The sequence below is a fragment of the Streptococcus infantis genome (assembly GCF_047465525.1).
GTDB lineage: Bacteria > Bacillota > Bacilli > Lactobacillales > Streptococcaceae > Streptococcus > Streptococcus infantis_R.
Window position 1 is genome coordinate 55,387 of sequence record NZ_JASGZS010000005.1, and the last position, 17,763, is coordinate 73,149.

28 protein-coding genes are annotated in these 17,763 nt (G+C 41.5%); all 28 read left to right on the forward strand.

Going from position 1 to position 17,763, the window contains the following annotated elements:
- The first annotated feature begins 1 nt into the window (after window position 1).
- The 28 genes from QM374_RS02660 (at window position 2) to rpsE (ending at window position 17,750) form a co-directional block, all read left to right on the forward strand.
- Entirely contained in the window at window positions 2-433 is a 432-nt protein-coding gene (locus QM374_RS02660; RefSeq protein ID WP_414310794.1) for an NUDIX hydrolase, read from the forward strand.
- Complete coding sequence (gene mnmG / locus QM374_RS02665) at window positions 423-2,339, forward strand: tRNA uridine-5-carboxymethylaminomethyl(34) synthesis enzyme MnmG (RefSeq protein WP_320692747.1); 1,917 nt, start codon at window positions 423-425, stop codon at window positions 2,337-2,339. Before QM374_RS02660 ends, mnmG begins: the two co-directional genes overlap by 11 nt.
- Window positions 2,340-2,426: 87 nt before the next feature.
- On the forward strand, window positions 2,427-2,561 hold the full coding sequence (locus tag QM374_RS02670) for a hypothetical protein (RefSeq protein ID WP_000958549.1): 135 nt from the start codon (window positions 2,427-2,429) through the stop codon (window positions 2,559-2,561).
- Between the two features lie 44 nt (window positions 2,562-2,605).
- Complete coding sequence (locus tag QM374_RS02675; protein WP_414273496.1) at window positions 2,606-4,159, forward strand: damage-inducible protein CinA; 1,554 nt, start codon at window positions 2,606-2,608, stop codon at window positions 4,157-4,159.
- 118 nt (window positions 4,160-4,277) lie between these two features.
- The gene (gene nrdD / locus QM374_RS02680; RefSeq protein ID WP_414310795.1) at window positions 4,278-6,485 is read left to right on the forward strand and encodes an anaerobic ribonucleoside-triphosphate reductase; all 2,208 of its coding nucleotides are present in this window, start codon (window positions 4,278-4,280) and stop codon (window positions 6,483-6,485) included.
- A gap of 11 nt (window positions 6,486-6,496) precedes the next feature.
- Complete coding sequence (locus QM374_RS02685) at window positions 6,497-6,637, forward strand: hypothetical protein (RefSeq protein WP_414310796.1); 141 nt, start codon at window positions 6,497-6,499, stop codon at window positions 6,635-6,637.
- 37 nt (window positions 6,638-6,674) lie between these two features.
- Window positions 6,675-7,175 carry a GNAT family N-acetyltransferase gene (locus QM374_RS02690; protein WP_414310797.1) on the forward strand — a complete coding sequence of 167 codons (501 nt, stop codon included), beginning with the start codon at window positions 6,675-6,677 and terminating at the stop codon, window positions 7,173-7,175.
- Window positions 7,176-7,180: 5 nt separating this feature from the next.
- Entirely contained in the window at window positions 7,181-7,777 is a 597-nt protein-coding gene (nrdG, locus tag QM374_RS02695; RefSeq protein WP_414310798.1) for an anaerobic ribonucleoside-triphosphate reductase activating protein, read from the forward strand.
- A complete protein-coding gene (locus QM374_RS02700) occupies window positions 7,774-8,397 on the forward strand; it encodes a uridine kinase family protein (protein WP_414310799.1) in 624 nt (207 codons plus the stop codon). Before nrdG ends, QM374_RS02700 begins: the two co-directional genes overlap by 4 nt.
- A gap of 265 nt (window positions 8,398-8,662) precedes the next feature.
- Entirely contained in the window at window positions 8,663-8,971 is a 309-nt protein-coding gene (gene rpsJ / locus QM374_RS02705) for a 30S ribosomal protein S10 (protein ID WP_001284513.1), read from the forward strand.
- Between the two features lie 83 nt (window positions 8,972-9,054).
- Window positions 9,055-9,681, forward strand: coding sequence for a 50S ribosomal protein L3 (gene rplC / locus QM374_RS02710; protein WP_000160197.1), 627 nt, complete (start codon window positions 9,055-9,057; stop codon window positions 9,679-9,681).
- 24 nt (window positions 9,682-9,705) lie between these two features.
- The gene (gene rplD, locus QM374_RS02715; protein ID WP_000024549.1) at window positions 9,706-10,329 is read left to right on the forward strand and encodes a 50S ribosomal protein L4; all 624 of its coding nucleotides are present in this window, start codon (window positions 9,706-9,708) and stop codon (window positions 10,327-10,329) included.
- Window positions 10,329-10,625, forward strand: a complete 297-nt coding sequence (locus QM374_RS02720) for a 50S ribosomal protein L23 (RefSeq protein WP_414310800.1) — start codon at window positions 10,329-10,331, stop codon at window positions 10,623-10,625. The genes rplD and QM374_RS02720 overlap by 1 nt, the downstream gene beginning before the upstream one ends.
- Before the next feature lie 17 nt (window positions 10,626-10,642).
- Complete coding sequence (rplB, locus tag QM374_RS02725; RefSeq protein ID WP_000512914.1) at window positions 10,643-11,476, forward strand: 50S ribosomal protein L2; 834 nt, start codon at window positions 10,643-10,645, stop codon at window positions 11,474-11,476.
- A gap of 104 nt (window positions 11,477-11,580) precedes the next feature.
- Window positions 11,581-11,862: a 30S ribosomal protein S19 gene (gene rpsS / locus QM374_RS02730; protein ID WP_000533766.1), complete on the forward strand. Its 282-nt coding sequence runs from the start codon at window positions 11,581-11,583 to the stop codon at window positions 11,860-11,862.
- Window positions 11,863-11,873: 11 nt separating this feature from the next.
- Window positions 11,874-12,218, forward strand: coding sequence for a 50S ribosomal protein L22 (gene rplV, locus QM374_RS02735; RefSeq protein ID WP_049548847.1), 345 nt, complete (start codon window positions 11,874-11,876; stop codon window positions 12,216-12,218).
- 12 nt (window positions 12,219-12,230) lie between these two features.
- Window positions 12,231-12,884 carry a 30S ribosomal protein S3 gene (gene rpsC / locus QM374_RS02740; protein WP_000529936.1) on the forward strand — a complete coding sequence of 218 codons (654 nt, stop codon included), beginning with the start codon at window positions 12,231-12,233 and terminating at the stop codon, window positions 12,882-12,884.
- 3 nt (window positions 12,885-12,887) lie between these two features.
- Window positions 12,888-13,301, forward strand: a complete 414-nt coding sequence (rplP, locus tag QM374_RS02745) for a 50S ribosomal protein L16 (protein ID WP_000960948.1) — start codon at window positions 12,888-12,890, stop codon at window positions 13,299-13,301.
- 9 nt (window positions 13,302-13,310) lie between these two features.
- Window positions 13,311-13,517, forward strand: a complete 207-nt coding sequence (rpmC, locus tag QM374_RS02750) for a 50S ribosomal protein L29 (RefSeq protein ID WP_000772918.1) — start codon at window positions 13,311-13,313, stop codon at window positions 13,515-13,517.
- A gap of 24 nt (window positions 13,518-13,541) precedes the next feature.
- Window positions 13,542-13,802 carry a 30S ribosomal protein S17 gene (gene rpsQ / locus QM374_RS02755; protein ID WP_000440801.1) on the forward strand — a complete coding sequence of 87 codons (261 nt, stop codon included), beginning with the start codon at window positions 13,542-13,544 and terminating at the stop codon, window positions 13,800-13,802.
- A gap of 25 nt (window positions 13,803-13,827) precedes the next feature.
- Window positions 13,828-14,196 carry a 50S ribosomal protein L14 gene (gene rplN / locus QM374_RS02760; RefSeq protein WP_000616548.1) on the forward strand — a complete coding sequence of 123 codons (369 nt, stop codon included), beginning with the start codon at window positions 13,828-13,830 and terminating at the stop codon, window positions 14,194-14,196.
- 83 nt (window positions 14,197-14,279) lie between these two features.
- Window positions 14,280-14,585, forward strand: coding sequence for a 50S ribosomal protein L24 (gene rplX, locus QM374_RS02765; protein ID WP_000497691.1), 306 nt, complete (start codon window positions 14,280-14,282; stop codon window positions 14,583-14,585).
- Between the two features lie 23 nt (window positions 14,586-14,608).
- Complete coding sequence (rplE, locus tag QM374_RS02770) at window positions 14,609-15,151, forward strand: 50S ribosomal protein L5 (RefSeq protein ID WP_000013542.1); 543 nt, start codon at window positions 14,609-14,611, stop codon at window positions 15,149-15,151.
- A gap of 17 nt (window positions 15,152-15,168) precedes the next feature.
- On the forward strand, window positions 15,169-15,354 hold the full coding sequence (locus tag QM374_RS02775; protein WP_001085699.1) for a type Z 30S ribosomal protein S14: 186 nt from the start codon (window positions 15,169-15,171) through the stop codon (window positions 15,352-15,354).
- Window positions 15,355-15,638: 284 nt separating this feature from the next.
- Window positions 15,639-16,037 (forward strand): 30S ribosomal protein S8, encoded by a 399-nt coding sequence (rpsH, locus tag QM374_RS02780; protein ID WP_000245504.1) that lies wholly within the window; start codon window positions 15,639-15,641, stop codon window positions 16,035-16,037.
- Between the two features lie 224 nt (window positions 16,038-16,261).
- Window positions 16,262-16,798, forward strand: coding sequence for a 50S ribosomal protein L6 (gene rplF / locus QM374_RS02785; protein WP_000086625.1), 537 nt, complete (start codon window positions 16,262-16,264; stop codon window positions 16,796-16,798).
- 83 nt (window positions 16,799-16,881) lie between these two features.
- The gene (rplR, locus tag QM374_RS02790; RefSeq protein WP_000624044.1) at window positions 16,882-17,238 is read left to right on the forward strand and encodes a 50S ribosomal protein L18; all 357 of its coding nucleotides are present in this window, start codon (window positions 16,882-16,884) and stop codon (window positions 17,236-17,238) included.
- A 17-nt stretch (window positions 17,239-17,255) separates the two neighbouring features.
- Window positions 17,256-17,750, forward strand: coding sequence for a 30S ribosomal protein S5 (gene rpsE / locus QM374_RS02795; RefSeq protein WP_000874203.1), 495 nt, complete (start codon window positions 17,256-17,258; stop codon window positions 17,748-17,750).
- Window positions 17,751-17,763 lie beyond the last annotated feature (13 nt).

Genomic DNA, 17,763 nt, shown 5'->3' on the forward strand with positions numbered 1-17,763 from the left:
AATGATGGTTAAGCTTATTGCTCATGTGCTTGTTCATAGTGGTGGTGATTATTTGCTCATTCAGCGTTCGGAAATTAAAAGAGGACAACCCAACGTTTATCCAACTTACTGGGATATTCCTGGTGGTGGGGTTGAAAAGGGTGAACTTCCGCGAGATGGAGCTCTTAGAGAATGTATTGAAGAAGCGGGAGTTAGGCTAGACAGCAGTTCGCTCAAGATTCTTCACGAAGATAGTCAACTGGATACCTCTAAGGATACTGTCTTTACTCGCTTAGTTTATAAAGCAGAGTGGGTTGGGGAGAAGCCAATTATCAGATTAGATCCTGAAGAGCATACGCACTTTAAATGGGTTACTATGGCTCAAGCTCTAGAGGAGGAGAAGTTAGTTCCTTATTTGCGAGAAATTTTTGAAAGGTTAAGAAATGACATATAATTTTACTGAAGAATACGATATTATTGTAATTGGTGCGGGACATGCTGGGGTCGAGGCTTCCCTAGCTGCTAGTCGTATGGGTTGTAAGGTCTTACTTGCGACCATCAATATTGAAATGCTGGCCTTCATGCCTTGTAACCCCTCTATCGGTGGTTCTGCCAAGGGGATCGTTGTGCGTGAAGTTGATGCCCTTGGTGGAGAGATGGCCAAAACCATTGACAAGACTTACATCCAGATGAAGATGCTCAACACAGGGAAGGGGCCAGCTGTCCGTGCCCTTCGTGCGCAGGCTGACAAGGAGCTCTACTCTAAGGAAATGCGCAAGACAGTTGAAAATCAAGAGAATCTGACCCTTCGTCAAACCATGATTGATGAGATTTTGGTGGAAGATGGCAAGGTTGTCGGTGTTCGTACAGCGACTCATCAAGAGTATGCTGCAAAGGCTGTTATCGTGACGACAGGAACTGCCCTCCGTGGGGAAATCATCATCGGAGACCTCAAGTACTCATCAGGTCCTAACCATAGCCTAGCTTCTATTAACCTCGCTGACAATCTCAAGGAACTTGGTCTCGAAATCGGTCGTTTCAAGACGGGAACCCCTCCACGTGTCAAGGCTTCCTCTATCAACTACGATGTGACAGAGATTCAGCCAGGAGACGAAGCGCCTAATCACTTCTCATACACTTCACGTGATGAGGACTATGTTAAAGACCAAGTACCGTGCTGGTTGACCTATACCAATAGTACCAGTCATGAGATTATCCAAAACAACCTCCACCGTGCGCCTATGTTTACAGGTGTGGTTAAGGGAGTGGGACCTCGTTACTGTCCGTCGATTGAGGACAAAATTGTACGCTTTGCAGACAAGGAACGTCACCAACTCTTTCTTGAGCCAGAAGGGCGCAATACAGAAGAAGTTTATGTCCAAGGTCTCTCAACCAGCCTTCCTGAGGATGTACAACGTGACTTGGTACATTCCATTAAAGGTTTGGAAAATGCAGAGATGATGCGAACTGGTTATGCTATCGAGTACGACATGGTCTTGCCTCATCAATTGCGTGCGACTCTGGAAACCAAGAAAATCTCAGGACTTTTCACAGCTGGCCAGACAAATGGAACGTCAGGTTACGAAGAAGCAGCTGGCCAAGGGATTATCGCTGGTATCAATGCGGCTCTGAAGATCCAAGGCAAGCCTGAGTTGATTTTGAAGCGCAGTGACGGTTATATCGGAGTGATGATTGATGACTTGGTGACCAAGGGGACCATTGAACCCTACCGTCTCTTGACCAGTCGTGCTGAATATCGTCTCATTCTCCGTCATGATAATGCCGATATGCGCTTGACTGAGATGGGACGCGAGATTGGGCTTGTTGATGATGAACGTTGGGCACGCTTTGAGATCAAGAAAAATCAATTTGACAATGAGATGAAGCGCCTAGACAGCATCAAACTCAAGCCGGTCAAGGAAACTAACGCCAAGGTTGAAGCAATGGGGTTCAAACCATTGACAGATGCGGTGACAGCCAAGGAATTCCTCCGTCGTCCAGAAGTCTCTTACCAAGATGTGGTTGCCTTCATCGGACCTGCCGCTGAAGAGTTAGATGACAAAATTATCGAATTGATTGAAACAGAAATCAAGTATGAAGGTTACATTTCAAAAGCCATGGATCAGGTTGCCAAGATGAAACGCATGGAAGAAAAACGCATTCCAGCCAACATCGACTGGGATGACATTGACTCTATCGCGACTGAGGCTCGCCAGAAGTTCAAACTTATTAATCCAGAAACCATCGGTCAAGCCAGCCGTATTTCTGGGGTTAACCCAGCAGATATTTCTATTCTGATGGTGTATCTGGAAGGTAAAAATCGAAGCATTTCAAAAAATCTAGAAAAAAAGGCTGACTAATTACAAATCGCTGAATTCTCGTTTGGGGAATTCAGCTTTTTTAGATTTTTCTTCTTTTTTCGAATAAAGAGAAAAGGAGGAATGATTATGCTGACGGTAGAAGAAAAAAATTTTTTAGACCACTATAAAAATGCTTCCTATCATCGTTTTTATGAGATTGAGCGCTTCGCTAATCTCTGTCAAAAGTTAGACAAATGGCCACCACAGGCTGACAAGCTCTAGACTTTTTGATATACTAGAACAAATTAAAACATAGGAGAGAATGAATGAACGTATATGGCAGATTAGAAGAGGAACCAACTCCATCTTGGACGGGAATTCAGGATGATTTAGTTGGGAGAGAGGAGCGCTTCGAGGATGAACCAAGTTCATTTGCTCCCTTACCATTATTTAAGATCCTAATCTGGAGCACTCTAGTTGTACTTGTATCTGTAGTTCTTCCTTTCTTGCTAGGACTAACTAGCCCAGAGCAGGCACAAGATTTTTATATGGGATGGGCGATGCACCAGGGGGGAGATATCTACACAGACTATTTTGGAACGAGTGGTCTTCTCTATTACTTTTTACAGTATCTAAGCAAGGGTAGTATTTTGTTTGCAGCCTTTACTTGGCTTGCTCTAGTGGGTGCTGGGATTTTTCTTTTCCGTTCAACTTATACCTTGACGGAGGAGAACAAGCAGTCGCAACAAGTGTTGACCATCTTTTATCTTCTTGCTGGAGGACTTAGCTTTGGCGGTGGTTATGCCACCATTTTGGCCCTTCCATTCCTGTTTTACGCTCTTAGTTTAGTAACAAGGTATTTGGTAGAGTATAATCATGACAAAGGTTTCGTGCGTATTGGGATTAGCCTGGCTCTAGCGTTTTTCTTTGCCCCGCTAGTCACAACTTTATATGCTCTGATCTTATCCTTTGCTTTGTTAGCCTTTAATATTGGGCGTGGTCGCTTGGTTCATGGGTTCTATCAATTCTTTGCAGCTGGTCTTGGGTTCTCACTTTTCTTTTATCCAATTGGTTACTATACGGCTTATAGTGGGAGTTTCGGGAATGCTATTAGTCAAATTCTCTATCCAGTAGATAGTTTGAAGTTTATGTCCAATCCGTCCTTACTGGACAACCTCCTTTTTTATGGATTGTTAACAATTGGTCTTGGAGGATTAAGATTCGTATTTACAGGGCTTTTCCAGTCTAAGCCAAGCAAGCAATACGTCTTATCTATTTTTGCTTCAGTAGCTATCTTATTGTTACTAGGATTGGAAATTTTCTCTACAGAGCCGATTCACGGTAGTCGTCTAGTTACTTTTCTTCCTTTCTTGTCCATTCTTCTATTGACTCACATTCGAATTGGGGAATTAGAAGGAGCCAATCGCCGTAGAAGACATCGAGAAGTTCCTTCAATATGGGCAATATTTCTTCAGGGTAATGTCTATTTGCCGATTTTAGCTTTGGCCTACCTATTTTTGGCTCCTCTAGTCGCCCGTTATGTCCTTCACTCAGAACAATATCAAGAACGAACTCGCATAGAAACTACGGTTAAAGGACAAACGCAGGCAACAGATCGTATTTATCTATGGGATGATTTTACTAATGGTTATAAGACTAGTGAACGTTTAGCAGCTAGTCAGTTGCTATCACCAAAATTATATACTGGCCTTGATGTAAATCGTAGCAAACTTGTCAATGATTTACGTGATAATCAGCCTAAAGTGATTGTGGTCAATACCAAAACAGCTCTCTGGACAGAAGTAGAACAGCTTCTGGCAGAAAGTTATCAACCAGTTCAAAGTGAATTCAAAGACTTTAAACTTTACAAATTAAAATAAAATAATCAATATCTAGTGTAAATTTTATAAAAATATGAATTTTGCTACTAGATATTGATTTTTATTTTTATAGTGATATAATACTTTAAGAAAGAAAATTTAAGAAAAGAGCCTGGATATGATTGTATTAGAAGAGAAAACAAACCCTGATCCAACCTTATTCGTCGAAAAGCGTGACGGTAGACGCGTCATTTTTGATGTAGATAAGATTGACAAAGCCTTGCACAAGGCTGCGGAAAAAGTCATGGATGTAACCCCCTTGGTAGAAAAGCGTCTTAATACTCTAGTTGAACGTATTGTAGAAGAGATTCATAGTCGCTTTCCTCAAGGTGTAAAAATCTATGAAATCCAAAATATAGTAGAACATGAGTTATTGGAAGCTAAAGAATATGCTTTGGCAGAGGAATATATCACTTACCGAACTCAAAGGGATTTTGAGCGCTCAAAAGCAACAGATATCAACTTCAGTATCCATAAACTTCTCAACAAAGACCAGGCAGTTGTCAATGAGAATGCTAATAAAGATAGTGATGTTTTTAATACCCAGCGTGATTTGACGGCGGGGATTGTTGGGAAATCAATCGGTCTTCAAATGCTTCCTAAGCATGTGGCTAATGCCCACCAAAAAGGGGATATCCACTATCACGATTTGGACTATAGCCCTTACACCCCGATGACCAACTGCTGTCTGATTGATTTCAAGGGTATGTTGGAAAATGGTTTTAAGATTGGGAATGCTGAGGTAGAGAGTCCGAAGTCTATTCAGACTGCAACTGCTCAGATATCGCAAATCATCGCTAACGTTGCATCAAGCCAGTATGGAGGCTGTTCAGCAGACCGTATTGATGAAGTCTTGGCTCCTTATGCAGAAAAAAATTACCAAAAACACCTCAAGGATGCTGAGGAATGGGTCCTACCTGATAAACGCGAAGAATATGCTTGGAAGAAAACCCAAAAAGACATCTATAATGCTATGCAATCATTGGAGTATGAAATCAATACCCTCTTTACATCAAATGGACAAACACCTTTTACTTCACTTGGTTTCGGTCTAGGAACCAATCGTTTTGAACGAGAAATTCAAAAGGCGATTTTAAACATTCGTATCAAGGGGCTTGGTTCAGAACACCGTACAGCCATCTTCCCGAAACTTATCTTTACTCTTAAAAGAGGTCTTAACTTAGAGGAAGGCTCTTCTAACTACGATATCAAGCAGTTGGCCCTTGAGTGTGCAACTAAGCGCATGTATCCAGATGTCTTGTCTTATGATAAGATTGTCGAGCTAACAGGTTCTTTCAAAGTTCCGATGGGATGTCGTTCTTTCCTTCAAGGATGGAAAGATGAAAATGGAGTAGAAGTCAATTCAGGTCGCATGAACCTAGGTGTGGTAACAGTCAATCTTCCTCGTATTGCCCTTGAATCTGAAGGCGACTTGAACAAGTTCTGGGAAATTTTCAACGAACGTATGAATATCGCAGAAGATGCTCTAGTTTATCGTGTGGAAAGAACCAAGGAAGCCACTCCAGCTAATGCACCAATTCTTTATCAATATGGAGCCTTCGGACGTCGCCTTGGTAAGGAAGAAAGTGTTGACGAGCTCTTTAAGAATCGCCGTGCTACTGTTTCGCTTGGCTACATTGGACTTTATGAAGTAGCGACAGTATTCTTTGGCAACAATTGGGAAACCAATCCAGAAGCTAAAGAATTCACCCTTGATATCATTCGAGATATGAAACATCGAGTAGAAGAGTGGTCAGACCAATATGGCTATCACTTCTCTATTTATTCGACACCATCTGAAAGTTTAACAGACCGCTTCTGTCGTTTGGACACAGAGAAATTCGGTTCTATTCCAGATATAACGGATAAAGAGTACTACACAAATTCCTTCCATTATGATGTCCGCAAAAATCCAACACCGTTTGAAAAGTTAGACTTTGAGAAGGTTTATCCAGAAGCGGGTGCGTCAGGTGGCTTTATCCACTACTGTGAGTATCCAGTTCTTCAACAAAATCCAAAGGCCTTGGAAGCTGTTTGGGACTATGCTTATGATCGAGTAGGTTATCTAGGAACTAATACTCCGATTGATCGTTGCTACAAGTGTGATTTCGAAGGAGATTTTGATCCAACTGAGAGAGGTTTTGCATGTCCTAACTGTGGCAATAGCGACCCTAAAACAGTAGATGTTGTCAAACGGACCTGTGGCTATCTTGGAAATCCGCAAGCTCGTCCAATGGTTAATGGTCGTCACAAGGAAATTGCTGCGCGTGTGAAACACATGAACGGTTCTACTATCAAAGCAGCAGGACATGAAGTAAGAAATTAGAAAGAGATAGAATGGGAAAATATCAATTAGATGATAAGGGCAAGGCCTTGGTACAACGATTCCACGAAAAACATTCAAAGGGTGGAGTTAATAAAAAAGACCGAGTAGCTATCCTTAGAGAGCAATTTTTAAATAAGAATAAGAAAAAGTGAGAGTCCGCTCTCGCTTTTCTCATAGTTGGAGGTAAAGATGATATTACGCAGACCAAGATTGGCAGATAAAGAAACAATTTTAGAGATGATGTCAGAGTTTGAGCAGACTCAATCAGCCCACGACGGTGGCTTTTGGGATGCTGAGGGTTTTTCTTACGAGAATTGGCTAGAAACTAACCTTAATAAAGAAATGGGAATAAACTTGCCTGAAAATCGCGTCCCATCAATTCAGTTCGTTTTGTTTGATGAATCAGGCCGTGCTTTAGGTTTTTTGAATCTAAGGCTGAGACTAAATGAAGGCTTGCTGAATCATGCTGGCCATATTGGCTATTCCATTCGTCCATCTGAAAGAGGTAAGGGCTATGCCAAAGAGTCCCTCCGCCAAGGTCTACAAGTGGCTAAAGAAAAGAACATCCATCGTGCTCTGGTGACTTGTAGCACGGAAAATCCAGCAAGCCGAGCTGTTATTTTAGCTAATGGTGGAGAGTTGGAGGATGTTCGAAATGGAACGGAGCGCTACTGGATAGAGTTGGAGTAGAAAGCATGACATGGAATACACCAAAACCAGGCGAGTGGAAGAGTGAGGAGCTTAGTCAAGGGCGTATCATTGACTATAAGGCTTTTAACTTTGTGGATGGAGAAGGAGTGCGCAATTCTCTCTATGTAGCAGGCTGTATGTTTCACTGTGAAGGTTGCTACAATGTAGCGACCTGGTCTTTCAAGGCAGGAATTCCTTATACGCCAGAATTGGAAGAACAAATCATGGCAGACTTAGCCCAGCCCTATGTTCAAGGATTGACTTTGCTAGGAGGAGAGCCATTCCTCAATACAGGTATTCTTTTGCCCCTTGTAAAACGCATTCGGAAAGAATTGCCAGAAAAAGACATCTGGTCTTGGACGGGATACACCTGGGAAGAAATGATGTTGGAGACGCCTGATAAACTAGAACTTTTATCCCTGATTGATATCCTGGTAGATGGTCGCTATGATAAAAGCAAGCGTAATCTTATGCTTCAATTCCGCGGCTCTTCCAATCAACGAATTATCGATGTACAAAAGTCTCTCCAAAGTGGAAAGGTAGTCATTTGGGACAAGCTAAACGATGGGAAAGAAAGCTATGAACAGGTGAAGAGAGAATGAAGAAAAAAGAGTTAATAGAAAGACTAGTATCAGAAATAGAGTTTGGAAAAGTAAAAACACTGGGTATCTACGGTCACGGCGCTTCAGGAAAATCAACTTTTGCTCAAGAATTGTACCAAGAACTTGATTCCCAAAAGGTAAATTTACTAGAGACAGATCCCTACATTACTTCGGGACGACATTTAGTGGTACCTAAAGAGACACCAGACCAAAAGGTGACAGCATGTTTACCAGTAGCACATGAGCTGGCAAGTTTACAAAGAGATATTCTTGCTCTGCAAGCGGGTATGGATGTCTTGACAATAGAAGAACCTTGGAAAGCTAGTGAGATCTTATCTGGAGAAAAAATGATTTTGATTGTTGAAGGGATGTCTGTGGGTTTTCTACCAAAGGAACTCTTTGACAAAACCATTTGTTTCTACACAGATGAGGAGACCGAATTAAAGAGGCGACTAGCTCGAGATACGACTGTGAGAAATCGTGATGCATCCTTTATATTAGCTAGTCAGCAGATGAGACGGGAGCAGTATCTACAATACTATAAAGAAACCGAGTCAAGAGCTGATATCTTGGTAGATCAATCAGATGATAAATTTCAAATTAAAACTAACATTATATAGAAGAAAAGTCAGATAATCCAGCACTTAAATATGCAAATTTATTAAAATGGAATAAGAAAACAGTTTCATCTAAAAAATTTAAAAAAAAACTGTCAAATCCCTTGCAATCGCAGGGGCTTTGTGTTATTCTATTATGGTGCTGTAAATTACAGCTTTAGCTTTGATGCAAGAGGTTGCGACACGCTCGGTTGCATTGCCACGCAACGCGCGTCGGTTTTCTTGTGGAGCTAGCCTATTATCTTAAATAGACGAAAAGGAGAAAAAGATGGCAAACAAAAAAATCCGTATCCGTTTGAAAGCTTACGAACACCGTACGCTTGATACAGCGGCTGCAAAAATCGTAGAATCAGCTACTCGTACAGGTGCACAAGTTGCGGGTCCAATCCCACTTCCAACTGAGCGTAGCCTCTACACAATCATTCGTGCGACTCACAAATACAAAGACTCTCGCGAACAATTTGAAATGCGTACACACAAACGTTTGATCGATATCGTTAACCCAACTCAAAAAACAGTTGACGCTTTGATGAAATTGGATCTTCCAAGTGGTGTAAACGTAGAAATCAAACTTTAATTTAAAGCTTGATAACTTGAGCATAAAAAACGCTCGTTAAAAACTTTTTGAATAAAAAAATATAGAAAAGGAACTATTTTCTCATGACAAAAGGAATCTTAGGGAAAAAAGTGGGAATGACTCAAATCTTCACTGAAGCTGGCGAATTGATCCCTGTAACAGTTATTGAAGCAACTCCAAACGTTGTTCTTCAAGTTAAAACTGTTGAAACAGACGGATACAACGCTATCCAAGTTGGTTTCGATGACAAACGCGAAGTATTGAGCAACAAACCTGCTAAAGGACATGTAGCAAAAGCTAACACGGCTCCTAAGCGCTTCATTCGTGAATTCAAAAACGTTGAAGGCTTGGAAGTTGGTGCTGAAATCACAGTTGAAACTTTCGCAGCTGGAGATGTTGTTGACGTAACTGGTACTTCTAAAGGTAAAGGTTTCCAAGGTGTTATCAAACGCCACGGACAATCACGTGGACCTATGGCTCACGGTTCTCGTTACCACCGTCGTCCAGGTTCTATGGGACCTGTTGCACCTAACCGCGTATTCAAAGGTAAAAACCTTGCAGGACGTATGGGTGGCGACCGTGTAACAATTCAAAACCTTGAAGTTGTACAAGTTGTTCCAGAAAAGAATGTTATCCTTATCAAAGGTAACGTACCAGGTGCTAAGAAATCTCTTATCACTATCAAATCAGCAGTTAAAGCTGGTAAATAATAAGGAAAGGGGAATACAGTCAAAATGGCAAATGTAACATTATTCGACCAAACTGGTAAACAAGCGGGCGAAGTTGTTCTTAACGATGCAATCTTTGGTATCGAACCAAACCAATCTGTTGTGTTTGATGTCATCATCAGCCAACGTGCTAGCCTTCGTCAAGGAACTCACGCTGTTAAAAACCGTTCAGCCGTTTCAGGTGGCGGACGCAAACCATGGCGTCAAAAAGGAACTGGACGTGCTCGTCAAGGTTCTATCCGCTCTCCACAATGGCGTGGTGGTGGAATCGTCTTCGGACCAACTCCACGTAGCTATGCGTACAAACTTCCTCAAAAAGTTCGTCGCCTTGCACTAAAATCTGTTTACTCAGAAAAAGTTGCTGAAAACAAATTTGTAGCCGTTGATTCTCTTGAATTTACAGCTCCAAAAACTGCTGAATTTGCAAAAGTTCTTGCAGCTTTGAGCATCGATTCTAAAGTCCTTGTTATTCTTGAAGAAGGAAACGAATTCGCAGCTCTTTCAGCTCGTAACCTTCCAAACGTGAAAGTTGCGACTGCTACAACTGCAAGTGTTCTTGACATCGCAAATAGTGACAAACTTCTTGTTACTCAAGCAGCTATCTCTAAAATCGAGGAGGTTCTTGCATAATGAATTTGTATGATGTTATCAAAAAACCTGTTATCACTGAAAGCTCAATGGCTCAACTTGAAGCAGATAAATATGTATTTGAAGTTGACACTCGTGCGCACAAACTTTTGATCAAGCAAGCTGTTGAAGCTGCTTTCGAAGGTGTTAAAGTTGCAAATGTTAACACAATCAACGTAAAACCTAAAGCTAAACGTGTTGGACGTTACACTGGTTTTACTAACAAAACTAAAAAAGCTATCATCACACTTACAGCTGATTCAAAAGCAATCGAGTTGTTTGCTGCTGAAGCTGAATAATCTAAGGAGGAAATATCGTGGGAATTCGTGTTTATAAACCAACAACAAACGGTCGCCGTAATATGACTTCTTTGGATTTCGCTGAAATCACAACAAGCACACCTGAAAAAACTTTGCTTGTTGCTTTGAAGAACAAGGCTGGTCGTAACAACAACGGTCGTATCACAGTTCGTCATCAAGGTGGTGGACACAAACGTTTCTACCGTTTGGTTGACTTTAAACGTAACAAAGATAACGTTGAAGCAGTTGTTAAAACTATCGAGTACGATCCAAACCGTTCTGCAAACATCGCTCTTGTACACTACACTGACGGTGTGAAAGCATACATCATCGCTCCAAAAGGTCTTGAAGTTGGTCAACGTATCGTTTCAGGTCCTGAAGCAGATATCAAAGTAGGTAACGCTCTTCCACTTGCTAACATCCCAGTTGGTACTTTGGTTCACAACATTGAGTTGAAACCAGGTCGTGGTGGTGAATTGGTTCGTGCTGCTGGAGCTTCTGCTCAAGTATTGGGACAAGAAGGTAAATACGTTCTTGTTCGTCTTCAATCAGGCGAAGTTCGTATGATTCTTGGAACTTGTCGTGCTACAGTTGGTGTTGTCGGAAACGAACAACATGGACTTGTAAACCTTGGTAAAGCAGGACGTAGCCGTTGGAAAGGTATCCGCCCAACAGTTCGTGGTTCTGTAATGAACCCTAACGATCACCCACACGGTGGTGGTGAAGGTAAAGCACCAGTTGGTCGTAAAGCGCCATCTACTCCATGGGGCAAACCTGCTCTTGGTCTTAAAACTCGTAACAAGAAAGCGAAATCTGACAAACTTATCGTTCGTCGTCGCAACGAGAAATAATTTAAAACTAGTCGCTTAAGCAACTAGGACATTCCGCCAGCTCGGTAGCGCTCCTTGAGAGCGCAAGCCGCTGTGGTACAACATTTAAAGGAGAAAATATAAAAATGGGACGCAGTCTTAAAAAAGGACCTTTCGTCGATGAGCATTTGATGAAAAAAGTTGAAGCTCAAGCTAACGACGAAAAGAAAAAAGTTATTAAAACTTGGTCACGTCGTTCAACGATTTTCCCAAGTTTCATTGGTTACACTATCGCAGTTTATGATGGACGTAAACACGTACCTGTTTACATCCAAGAAGACATGGTAGGTCACAAACTTGGTGAATTTGCACCAACTCGTACTTACAAAGGTCACGCTGCAGACGACAAGAAAACACGTAGAAAATAAGGAGAACATAAATGGCAGAAATTACTTCAGCTAAAGCAATGGCTCGCACAGTACGTGTTTCACCTCGTAAATCACGTCTTGTTCTTGACAACATCCGTGGTAAAAGCGTAGCCGATGCTATTGCAATCTTGACATTCACTCCAAACAAAGCTGCTGAGATCATCTTGAAAGTTTTGAACTCAGCTGTAGCTAACGCTGAAAACAACCTTGGTTTGGATAAAGCTAACTTGGTAGTATCTGAAGCATTCGCAAACGAAGGACCAACTATGAAACGTTTCCGTCCACGTGCGAAAGGTTCAGCTTCACCAATCAACAAACGTACAGCTCACATCACTGTAGCTGTTGCAGAAAAATAAGGAGGTAAAATCGTGGGTCAAAAAGTACATCCAATTGGTATGCGTGTCGGCATCATCCGTGATTGGGATGCCAAATGGTATGCTGAAAAAGAATACGCGGATTACCTTCATGAAGATCTTGCAATCCGTAAATTCGTTCAAAAAGAACTTGCTGACGCGGCAGTTTCAACTATTGAAATTGAACGTGCAGTAAACAAAGTTAACGTTTCACTTCACACTGCTAAACCAGGTATGGTTATCGGTAAAGGTGGTGCTAACGTTGATGCACTTCGTGCTAAACTTAACAAATTGACTGGAAAACAAGTACACATCAACATCATCGAAATCAAACAACCTGATTTGGATGCTCACCTTGTAGGTGAAGGAATTGCTCGTCAATTGGAGCAACGTGTTGCTTTCCGTCGTGCACAAAAACAAGCAATCCAACGTGCTATGCGTGCTGGAGCTAAAGGAATCAAAACTCAAGTATCAGGTCGTTTGAACGGTGCAGATATCGCCCGTGCTGAAGGATACTCTGAAGGAACTGTTCCACTTCACACACTTCGTGCAGATATCGATTACGCTTGGGAAGAAGCAGACACTACATACGGTAAACTTGGTGTTAAAGTATGGATCTACCGTGGTGAAGTTCTTCCAGCTCGTAAAAACACTAAAGGAGGTAAATAACCAATGTTAGTACCTAAACGTGTTAAACACCGTCGTGAATTCCGTGGTAAAATGCGCGGTGAAGCTAAAGGTGGAAAAGAAGTAGCATTCGGTGAATACGGTCTTCAAGCTACAACTAGCCACTGGATCACTAACCGCCAAATCGAAGCTGCTCGTATCGCCATGACTCGTTACATGAAACGTGGTGGTAAAGTTTGGATTAAAATCTTCCCACACAAATCATACACAGCTAAAGCTATCGGGGTTCGTATGGGATCTGGTAAAGGGGCACCTGAAGGTTGGGTAGCACCAGTTAAACGTGGTAAAGTAATGTTTGAAGTTGCTGGTGTATCTGAAGAGATCGCTCGCGAAGCGCTTCGTCTTGCAAGCCACAAATTGCCAGTTAAATGTAAATTCGTAAAACGTGAAGCAGAATAAGGAGAAGGCATGAAACTTAATGAAGTAAAAGAATTTGTTAAAGAACTTCGTGGTCTTTCTCAAGAAGAACTCGCGAAGCGCGAAAACGAATTGAAAAAAGAATTGTTTGAACTTCGTTTCCAAGCTGCTACTGGTCAATTAGAACAAACAGCTCGCTTGAAAGAAGTTAAAAAACAAATCGCTCGTATCAAAACAGTTCAATCTGAAGCGAAATAATAGACTAGGGAAGGAGAAATTTCAATGGAACGCAATAATCGTAAAGTTCTTGTTGGACGTGTTGTATCTGACAAAATGGACAAGACAATCACAGTTGTAGTTGAAACAAAACGTAACCACCCAGTCTATGGTAAACGTATTAACTACTCTAAAAAATACAAAGCACATGATGAAAACAATGTTGCCAAAGAAGGCGATATCGTACGTATCATGGAAACTCGTCCGCTTTCAGCTACAAAACGTTTCCGTCTTGTAGAAGTCGTTGAAGAAGCGGTTATCATCTAATCAAACCTGAAAGGAGAAAACTGAAATGATTCAAACAGAAACTCGTTTGAAAGTCGCAGACAACAGCGGTGCACGCGAAATCTTGACTATCAAAGTTCTTGGTGGTTCTAAACGTAAATTTGCGAACATCGGTGATGTTATTGTGGCATCTGTAAAACAAGCTACTCCTGGTGGTGCGGTTAAAAAAGGTGACGTTGTTAAAGCAGTTATCGTTCGTACTAAATCAGGTGCTCGTCGTGCTGATGGTTCATACATCAAATTTGATGAAAACGCAGCAGTTATCATCCGTGAAGATAAAACTCCTCGCGGAACACGTATCTTTGGTCCAGTTGCACGTGAATTGCGTGAAGGTGGCTTCATGAAGATCGTGTCACTTGCTCCAGAAGTACTTTAATTTTCACAGAGCAAAAACAAACAAACACAGTCCCCTGGCTTAGCCAGGGTGCCCATTGGGCGTAAGAATAAAAGGAGAAAAAAATGTTTGTAAAAAAAGGCGACAAAGTTCGCGTAATCGCTGGTAAAGATAAGGGAACAGAAGCTGTTGTCCTTACTGCCCTTCCAAAAGTAAACAAAGTTATCGTTGAAGGTGTTAACATCGTTAAGAAACACCAACGTCCAACTAACGAACTTCCTCAAGGTGGTATCATCGAGAAGGAAGCAGCTATCCACGTATCAAACGTTCAAGTTTTGGATAAAAACGGTGTAGCTGGTCGTGTTGGTTACAAATTTGTAGACGGTAAAAAAGTTCGCTACAACAAAAAATCAGGCGAAGTGCTTGATTAATCACGAAGGAAAGGAGAAGTATAATGGCAAATCGTTTAAAAGAAAAATATCTTAATGAAGTAGTTCCTGCTTTGACAGAACAATTCAACTACTCATCAGTGATGGCTGTGCCTAAAGTAGATAAGATCGTTTTGAACATGGGTGTTGGTGAAGCTGTATCAAACGCTAAAAGCCTTGAAAAAGCTGCTGAAGAATTGGCGCTTATCTCAGGTCAAAAACCACTTATCACTAAAGCTAAAAAATCAATCGCCGGCTTCCGTCTTCGTGAAGGTGTTGCGATCGGTGCAAAAGTTACCCTTCGTGGTGAACGTATGTACGAATTCTTGGATAAATTGGTTTCAGTTTCACTTCCACGTGTGCGTGACTTCCATGGTGTTCCAACAAAATCATTTGATGGACGCGGAAACTACACACTTGGTGTGAAAGAACAATTGATCTTCCCAGAAATCAACTTTGATGACGTTGACAAAACTCGTGGTCTTGACATCGTTATCGTAACTACTGCTAACACTGACGAAGAGTCACGTGCATTGCTTACAGGCCTTGGAATGCCTTTTGCAAAATAATATAGGAGGTATAACTAATGGCTAAAAAATCTATGATTGCTAAGAACAAACGCCCAGCGAAGTTCTCTACTCAAGCATACACTCGCTGTGAACGTTGTGGACGTCCACACTCAGTTTACCGCAAGTTTAAACTTTGCCGTGTTTGCTTCCGTGAATTGGCATATAAAGGTCAAATCCCTGGTGTAACAAAAGCATCTTGGTAATTTAAGATATCAAGGGCGTCAAAACTCCAAGTGAAAATAGGAAACTTGACGAAGAAACTTTAGTTTCTAGAAAAGTTTATCTTTTTCACACAGAGTTTAGCCCGGGTTCAGTTGGGCTTGCCAATTTGAACACGAGCTACAGCTTTGGCAAAAAAGATCAATTTGCTTTGGAGCATCGCTCCTGCATCAAATTGCCTATTTTTGCTCTTGCTGTTACGCTCTTTGTATCATGTATTAACTAGCAAGTGCAACTTGCAAACTACTAGTAAGAGGAGAAAAATAAAATGGTTATGACTGACCCAATCGCAGACTTCCTAACTCGTATTCGTAACGCTAACCAAGCAAAACACGAAGTACTTGAAGTACCTGCATCAAACATCAAAAAAGGGATTGCTGAAATCCTTAAACGCGAAGGTTTTGTTAAGAACGTAGAAATCATCGAAGATGACAAACAAGGCATCATCCGTGTATTCCTTAAATACGGACCAAACGGTGAAAAAGTTATCACAAACTTGAAACGTGTTTCTAAACCAGGACTTCGTGTCTACAAAAAACGTGAAGACCTTCCAAAAGTACTTAACGGTCTTGGAATTGCTATCCTTTCAACTTCAGAAGGTTTGCTTACTGATAAAGAAGCACGCCAAAAGAACGTTGGTGGAGAAGTTATCGCTTACGTTTGGTAATTGATGATGTGAGAGCGTTAAAAGAATGCAGTGAAAATAGGAAGTTTGTAGCAGGAGCGATACTCCAAGACAAACTTATCTTTTTCACCAAATTCTTAGCTCGAACTCAAATCAAGATACAAAGTTCTTAGAGCGTGTTCAGTTCAGCTCTTGAACTAAATAAGTATCTTAACCCCGTGAAAACTGGCCGTTCTGGCCTGACAATTTAACAGGAGAATAAAAACATGTCACGTATTGGTAATAAAGTTATCGTGTTGCCTGCTGGTGTTGAAATCACTAACAATGACAACGTTGTAACTGTAAAAGGACCTAAAGGAGAACTTACTCGTGAGTTCTCAAAAGATATTGAAATTCGTGTGGAAGGTACTGAAGTAACTCTTCACCGTCCAAACGATTCAAAAGAAATGAAAACTATCCACGGAACTACTCGTGCTCTTTTGAACAACATGGTTATTGGTGTATCAGAAGGATTCAAGAAACAACTTGAAATGCGTGGGGTTGGTTACCGTGCACAACTTCAAGGATCAAAACTTGTTTTGGCTGTTGGTAAATCACATCCAGACGAAGTTGAAGCTCCAGAAGGAATTACTTTTGAACTTCCAAACCCAACAACAATCGTTGTTAGCGGAATTTCAAAAGAAGTAGTTGGTCAAACAGCTGCTTACGTACGTAGCCTTCGTTCACCAGAACCATACAAAGGTAAAGGTATCCGTTACGTTGGCGAATATGTTCGTCTTAAAGAAGGTAAAACAGGTAAATAATATTGAGTGGTTGATTTTCAGCCACCAATATCATTTCCAACTTTGTGCATAGCACACGATTTAAAACTAAAGAGGTGAAAACTGTGATTTCTAAACCAGATAAAAACAAACTCCGCCAAAAACGCCACCGTCGCGTTCGCGGAAAACTCTCTGGAACTGCTGATCGCCCACGTTTGAACGTATTCCGTTCTAATACAGGCATCTACGCTCAAGTTATTGATGACGTAGCGGGTGTAACGCTCGCAAGTGCTTCAACTCTTGACAAAGAAGTTTCAAAAGGAACAAAAACTGAACAAGCCGTTGCTGTCGGTAAACTCGTTGCAGAACGTGCAAACGCTAAAGGTATTTCAGAAGTGGTGTTCGACCGCGGTGGATATCTATATCACGGACGTGTGAAAGCTTTGGCTGATGCAGCTCGTGAAAACGGATTGAAATTCTAATAGGAGGACACTAGAAAATGGCATTTAAAGACAATGCAGTTGAATTAGAAGAACGCGTAGTTGCTGTTAACCGTGTTACTAAAGTTGTTAAAGGTGGACGTCGTCTTCGTTTTGCAGCTCTTGTAGTCGTTGGTGACCACAACGGTCGCGTAGGATTTGGTACTGGTAAAGCTCAAGAAGTTCCAGAAGCAATCCGCAAAGCAGTAGAAGATGCTAAGAAAAACTTGATCGAAGTTCCTATGGTTGGAACAACAATCCCACACGAAGTTATTTCAGAATTCGGTGGAGCTAAAGTATTGTTGAAACCAGCTGTAGAAGGTTCTGGAGTTGCCGCTGGTGGTGCTGTTCGTGCCGTTATCGAGTTGGCAGGTGTAGCTGATGTTACATCTAAATCTCTTGGCTCAAATACTCCAATCAACATTGTTCGCGCAACTGTTGAAGGTTTGAAACAATTGAAACGCGCTGAAGAAGTTGCTGCCCTTCGTGGTATTTCAGTTTCTGATTTGGCATAAGAAAGGGGATAAA

Bases quoted from the DNA above. Each gene is read 5' to 3' on its own strand.
- nrdD (WP_414310795.1), top strand. From the start codon at position 4,278: ATGATTGTATTAGAAGAGAAAACAAACCCTGATCCAACCTTATTCGTC.
- rpmC (WP_000772918.1), top strand. From the start codon at position 13,311: ATGAAACTTAATGAAGTAAAAGAATTTGTTAAAGAACTTCGTGGTCTT.
- rplE (WP_000013542.1), top strand. From the start codon at position 14,609: ATGGCAAATCGTTTAAAAGAAAAATATCTTAATGAAGTAGTTCCTGCT.
- rpsQ (WP_000440801.1), top strand. From the start codon at position 13,542: ATGGAACGCAATAATCGTAAAGTTCTTGTTGGACGTGTTGTATCTGAC.
- QM374_RS02690 (WP_414310797.1), top strand. From the start codon at position 6,675: ATGATATTACGCAGACCAAGATTGGCAGATAAAGAAACAATTTTAGAG.
- nrdG (WP_414310798.1), top strand. From the start codon at position 7,181: ATGACATGGAATACACCAAAACCAGGCGAGTGGAAGAGTGAGGAGCTT.
- QM374_RS02720 (WP_414310800.1), top strand. From the start codon at position 10,329: ATGAATTTGTATGATGTTATCAAAAAACCTGTTATCACTGAAAGCTCA.
- rpsH (WP_000245504.1), top strand. From the start codon at position 15,639: ATGGTTATGACTGACCCAATCGCAGACTTCCTAACTCGTATTCGTAAC.
- rplV (WP_049548847.1), top strand. From the start codon at position 11,874: ATGGCAGAAATTACTTCAGCTAAAGCAATGGCTCGCACAGTACGTGTT.
- rpsJ (WP_001284513.1), top strand. From the start codon at position 8,663: ATGGCAAACAAAAAAATCCGTATCCGTTTGAAAGCTTACGAACACCGT.
- rplC (WP_000160197.1), top strand. From the start codon at position 9,055: ATGACAAAAGGAATCTTAGGGAAAAAAGTGGGAATGACTCAAATCTTC.
- rplF (WP_000086625.1), top strand. From the start codon at position 16,262: ATGTCACGTATTGGTAATAAAGTTATCGTGTTGCCTGCTGGTGTTGAA.
- rplX (WP_000497691.1), top strand. From the start codon at position 14,280: ATGTTTGTAAAAAAAGGCGACAAAGTTCGCGTAATCGCTGGTAAAGAT.
- rplP (WP_000960948.1), top strand. From the start codon at position 12,888: ATGTTAGTACCTAAACGTGTTAAACACCGTCGTGAATTCCGTGGTAAA.
- QM374_RS02775 (WP_001085699.1), top strand. From the start codon at position 15,169: ATGGCTAAAAAATCTATGATTGCTAAGAACAAACGCCCAGCGAAGTTC.
- QM374_RS02670 (WP_000958549.1), top strand. From the start codon at position 2,427: ATGCTGACGGTAGAAGAAAAAAATTTTTTAGACCACTATAAAAATGCT.
- rplD (WP_000024549.1), top strand. From the start codon at position 9,706: ATGGCAAATGTAACATTATTCGACCAAACTGGTAAACAAGCGGGCGAA.
- QM374_RS02685 (WP_414310796.1), top strand. From the start codon at position 6,497: ATGGGAAAATATCAATTAGATGATAAGGGCAAGGCCTTGGTACAACGA.
- QM374_RS02675 (WP_414273496.1), top strand. From the start codon at position 2,606: ATGAACGTATATGGCAGATTAGAAGAGGAACCAACTCCATCTTGGACG.
- rplN (WP_000616548.1), top strand. From the start codon at position 13,828: ATGATTCAAACAGAAACTCGTTTGAAAGTCGCAGACAACAGCGGTGCA.
- rpsE (WP_000874203.1), top strand. From the start codon at position 17,256: ATGGCATTTAAAGACAATGCAGTTGAATTAGAAGAACGCGTAGTTGCT.
- mnmG (WP_320692747.1), top strand. From the start codon at position 423: ATGACATATAATTTTACTGAAGAATACGATATTATTGTAATTGGTGCG.
- rpsS (WP_000533766.1), top strand. From the start codon at position 11,581: ATGGGACGCAGTCTTAAAAAAGGACCTTTCGTCGATGAGCATTTGATG.
- QM374_RS02700 (WP_414310799.1), top strand. From the start codon at position 7,774: ATGAAGAAAAAAGAGTTAATAGAAAGACTAGTATCAGAAATAGAGTTT.
- QM374_RS02660 (WP_414310794.1), top strand. From the start codon at position 2: ATGATGGTTAAGCTTATTGCTCATGTGCTTGTTCATAGTGGTGGTGAT.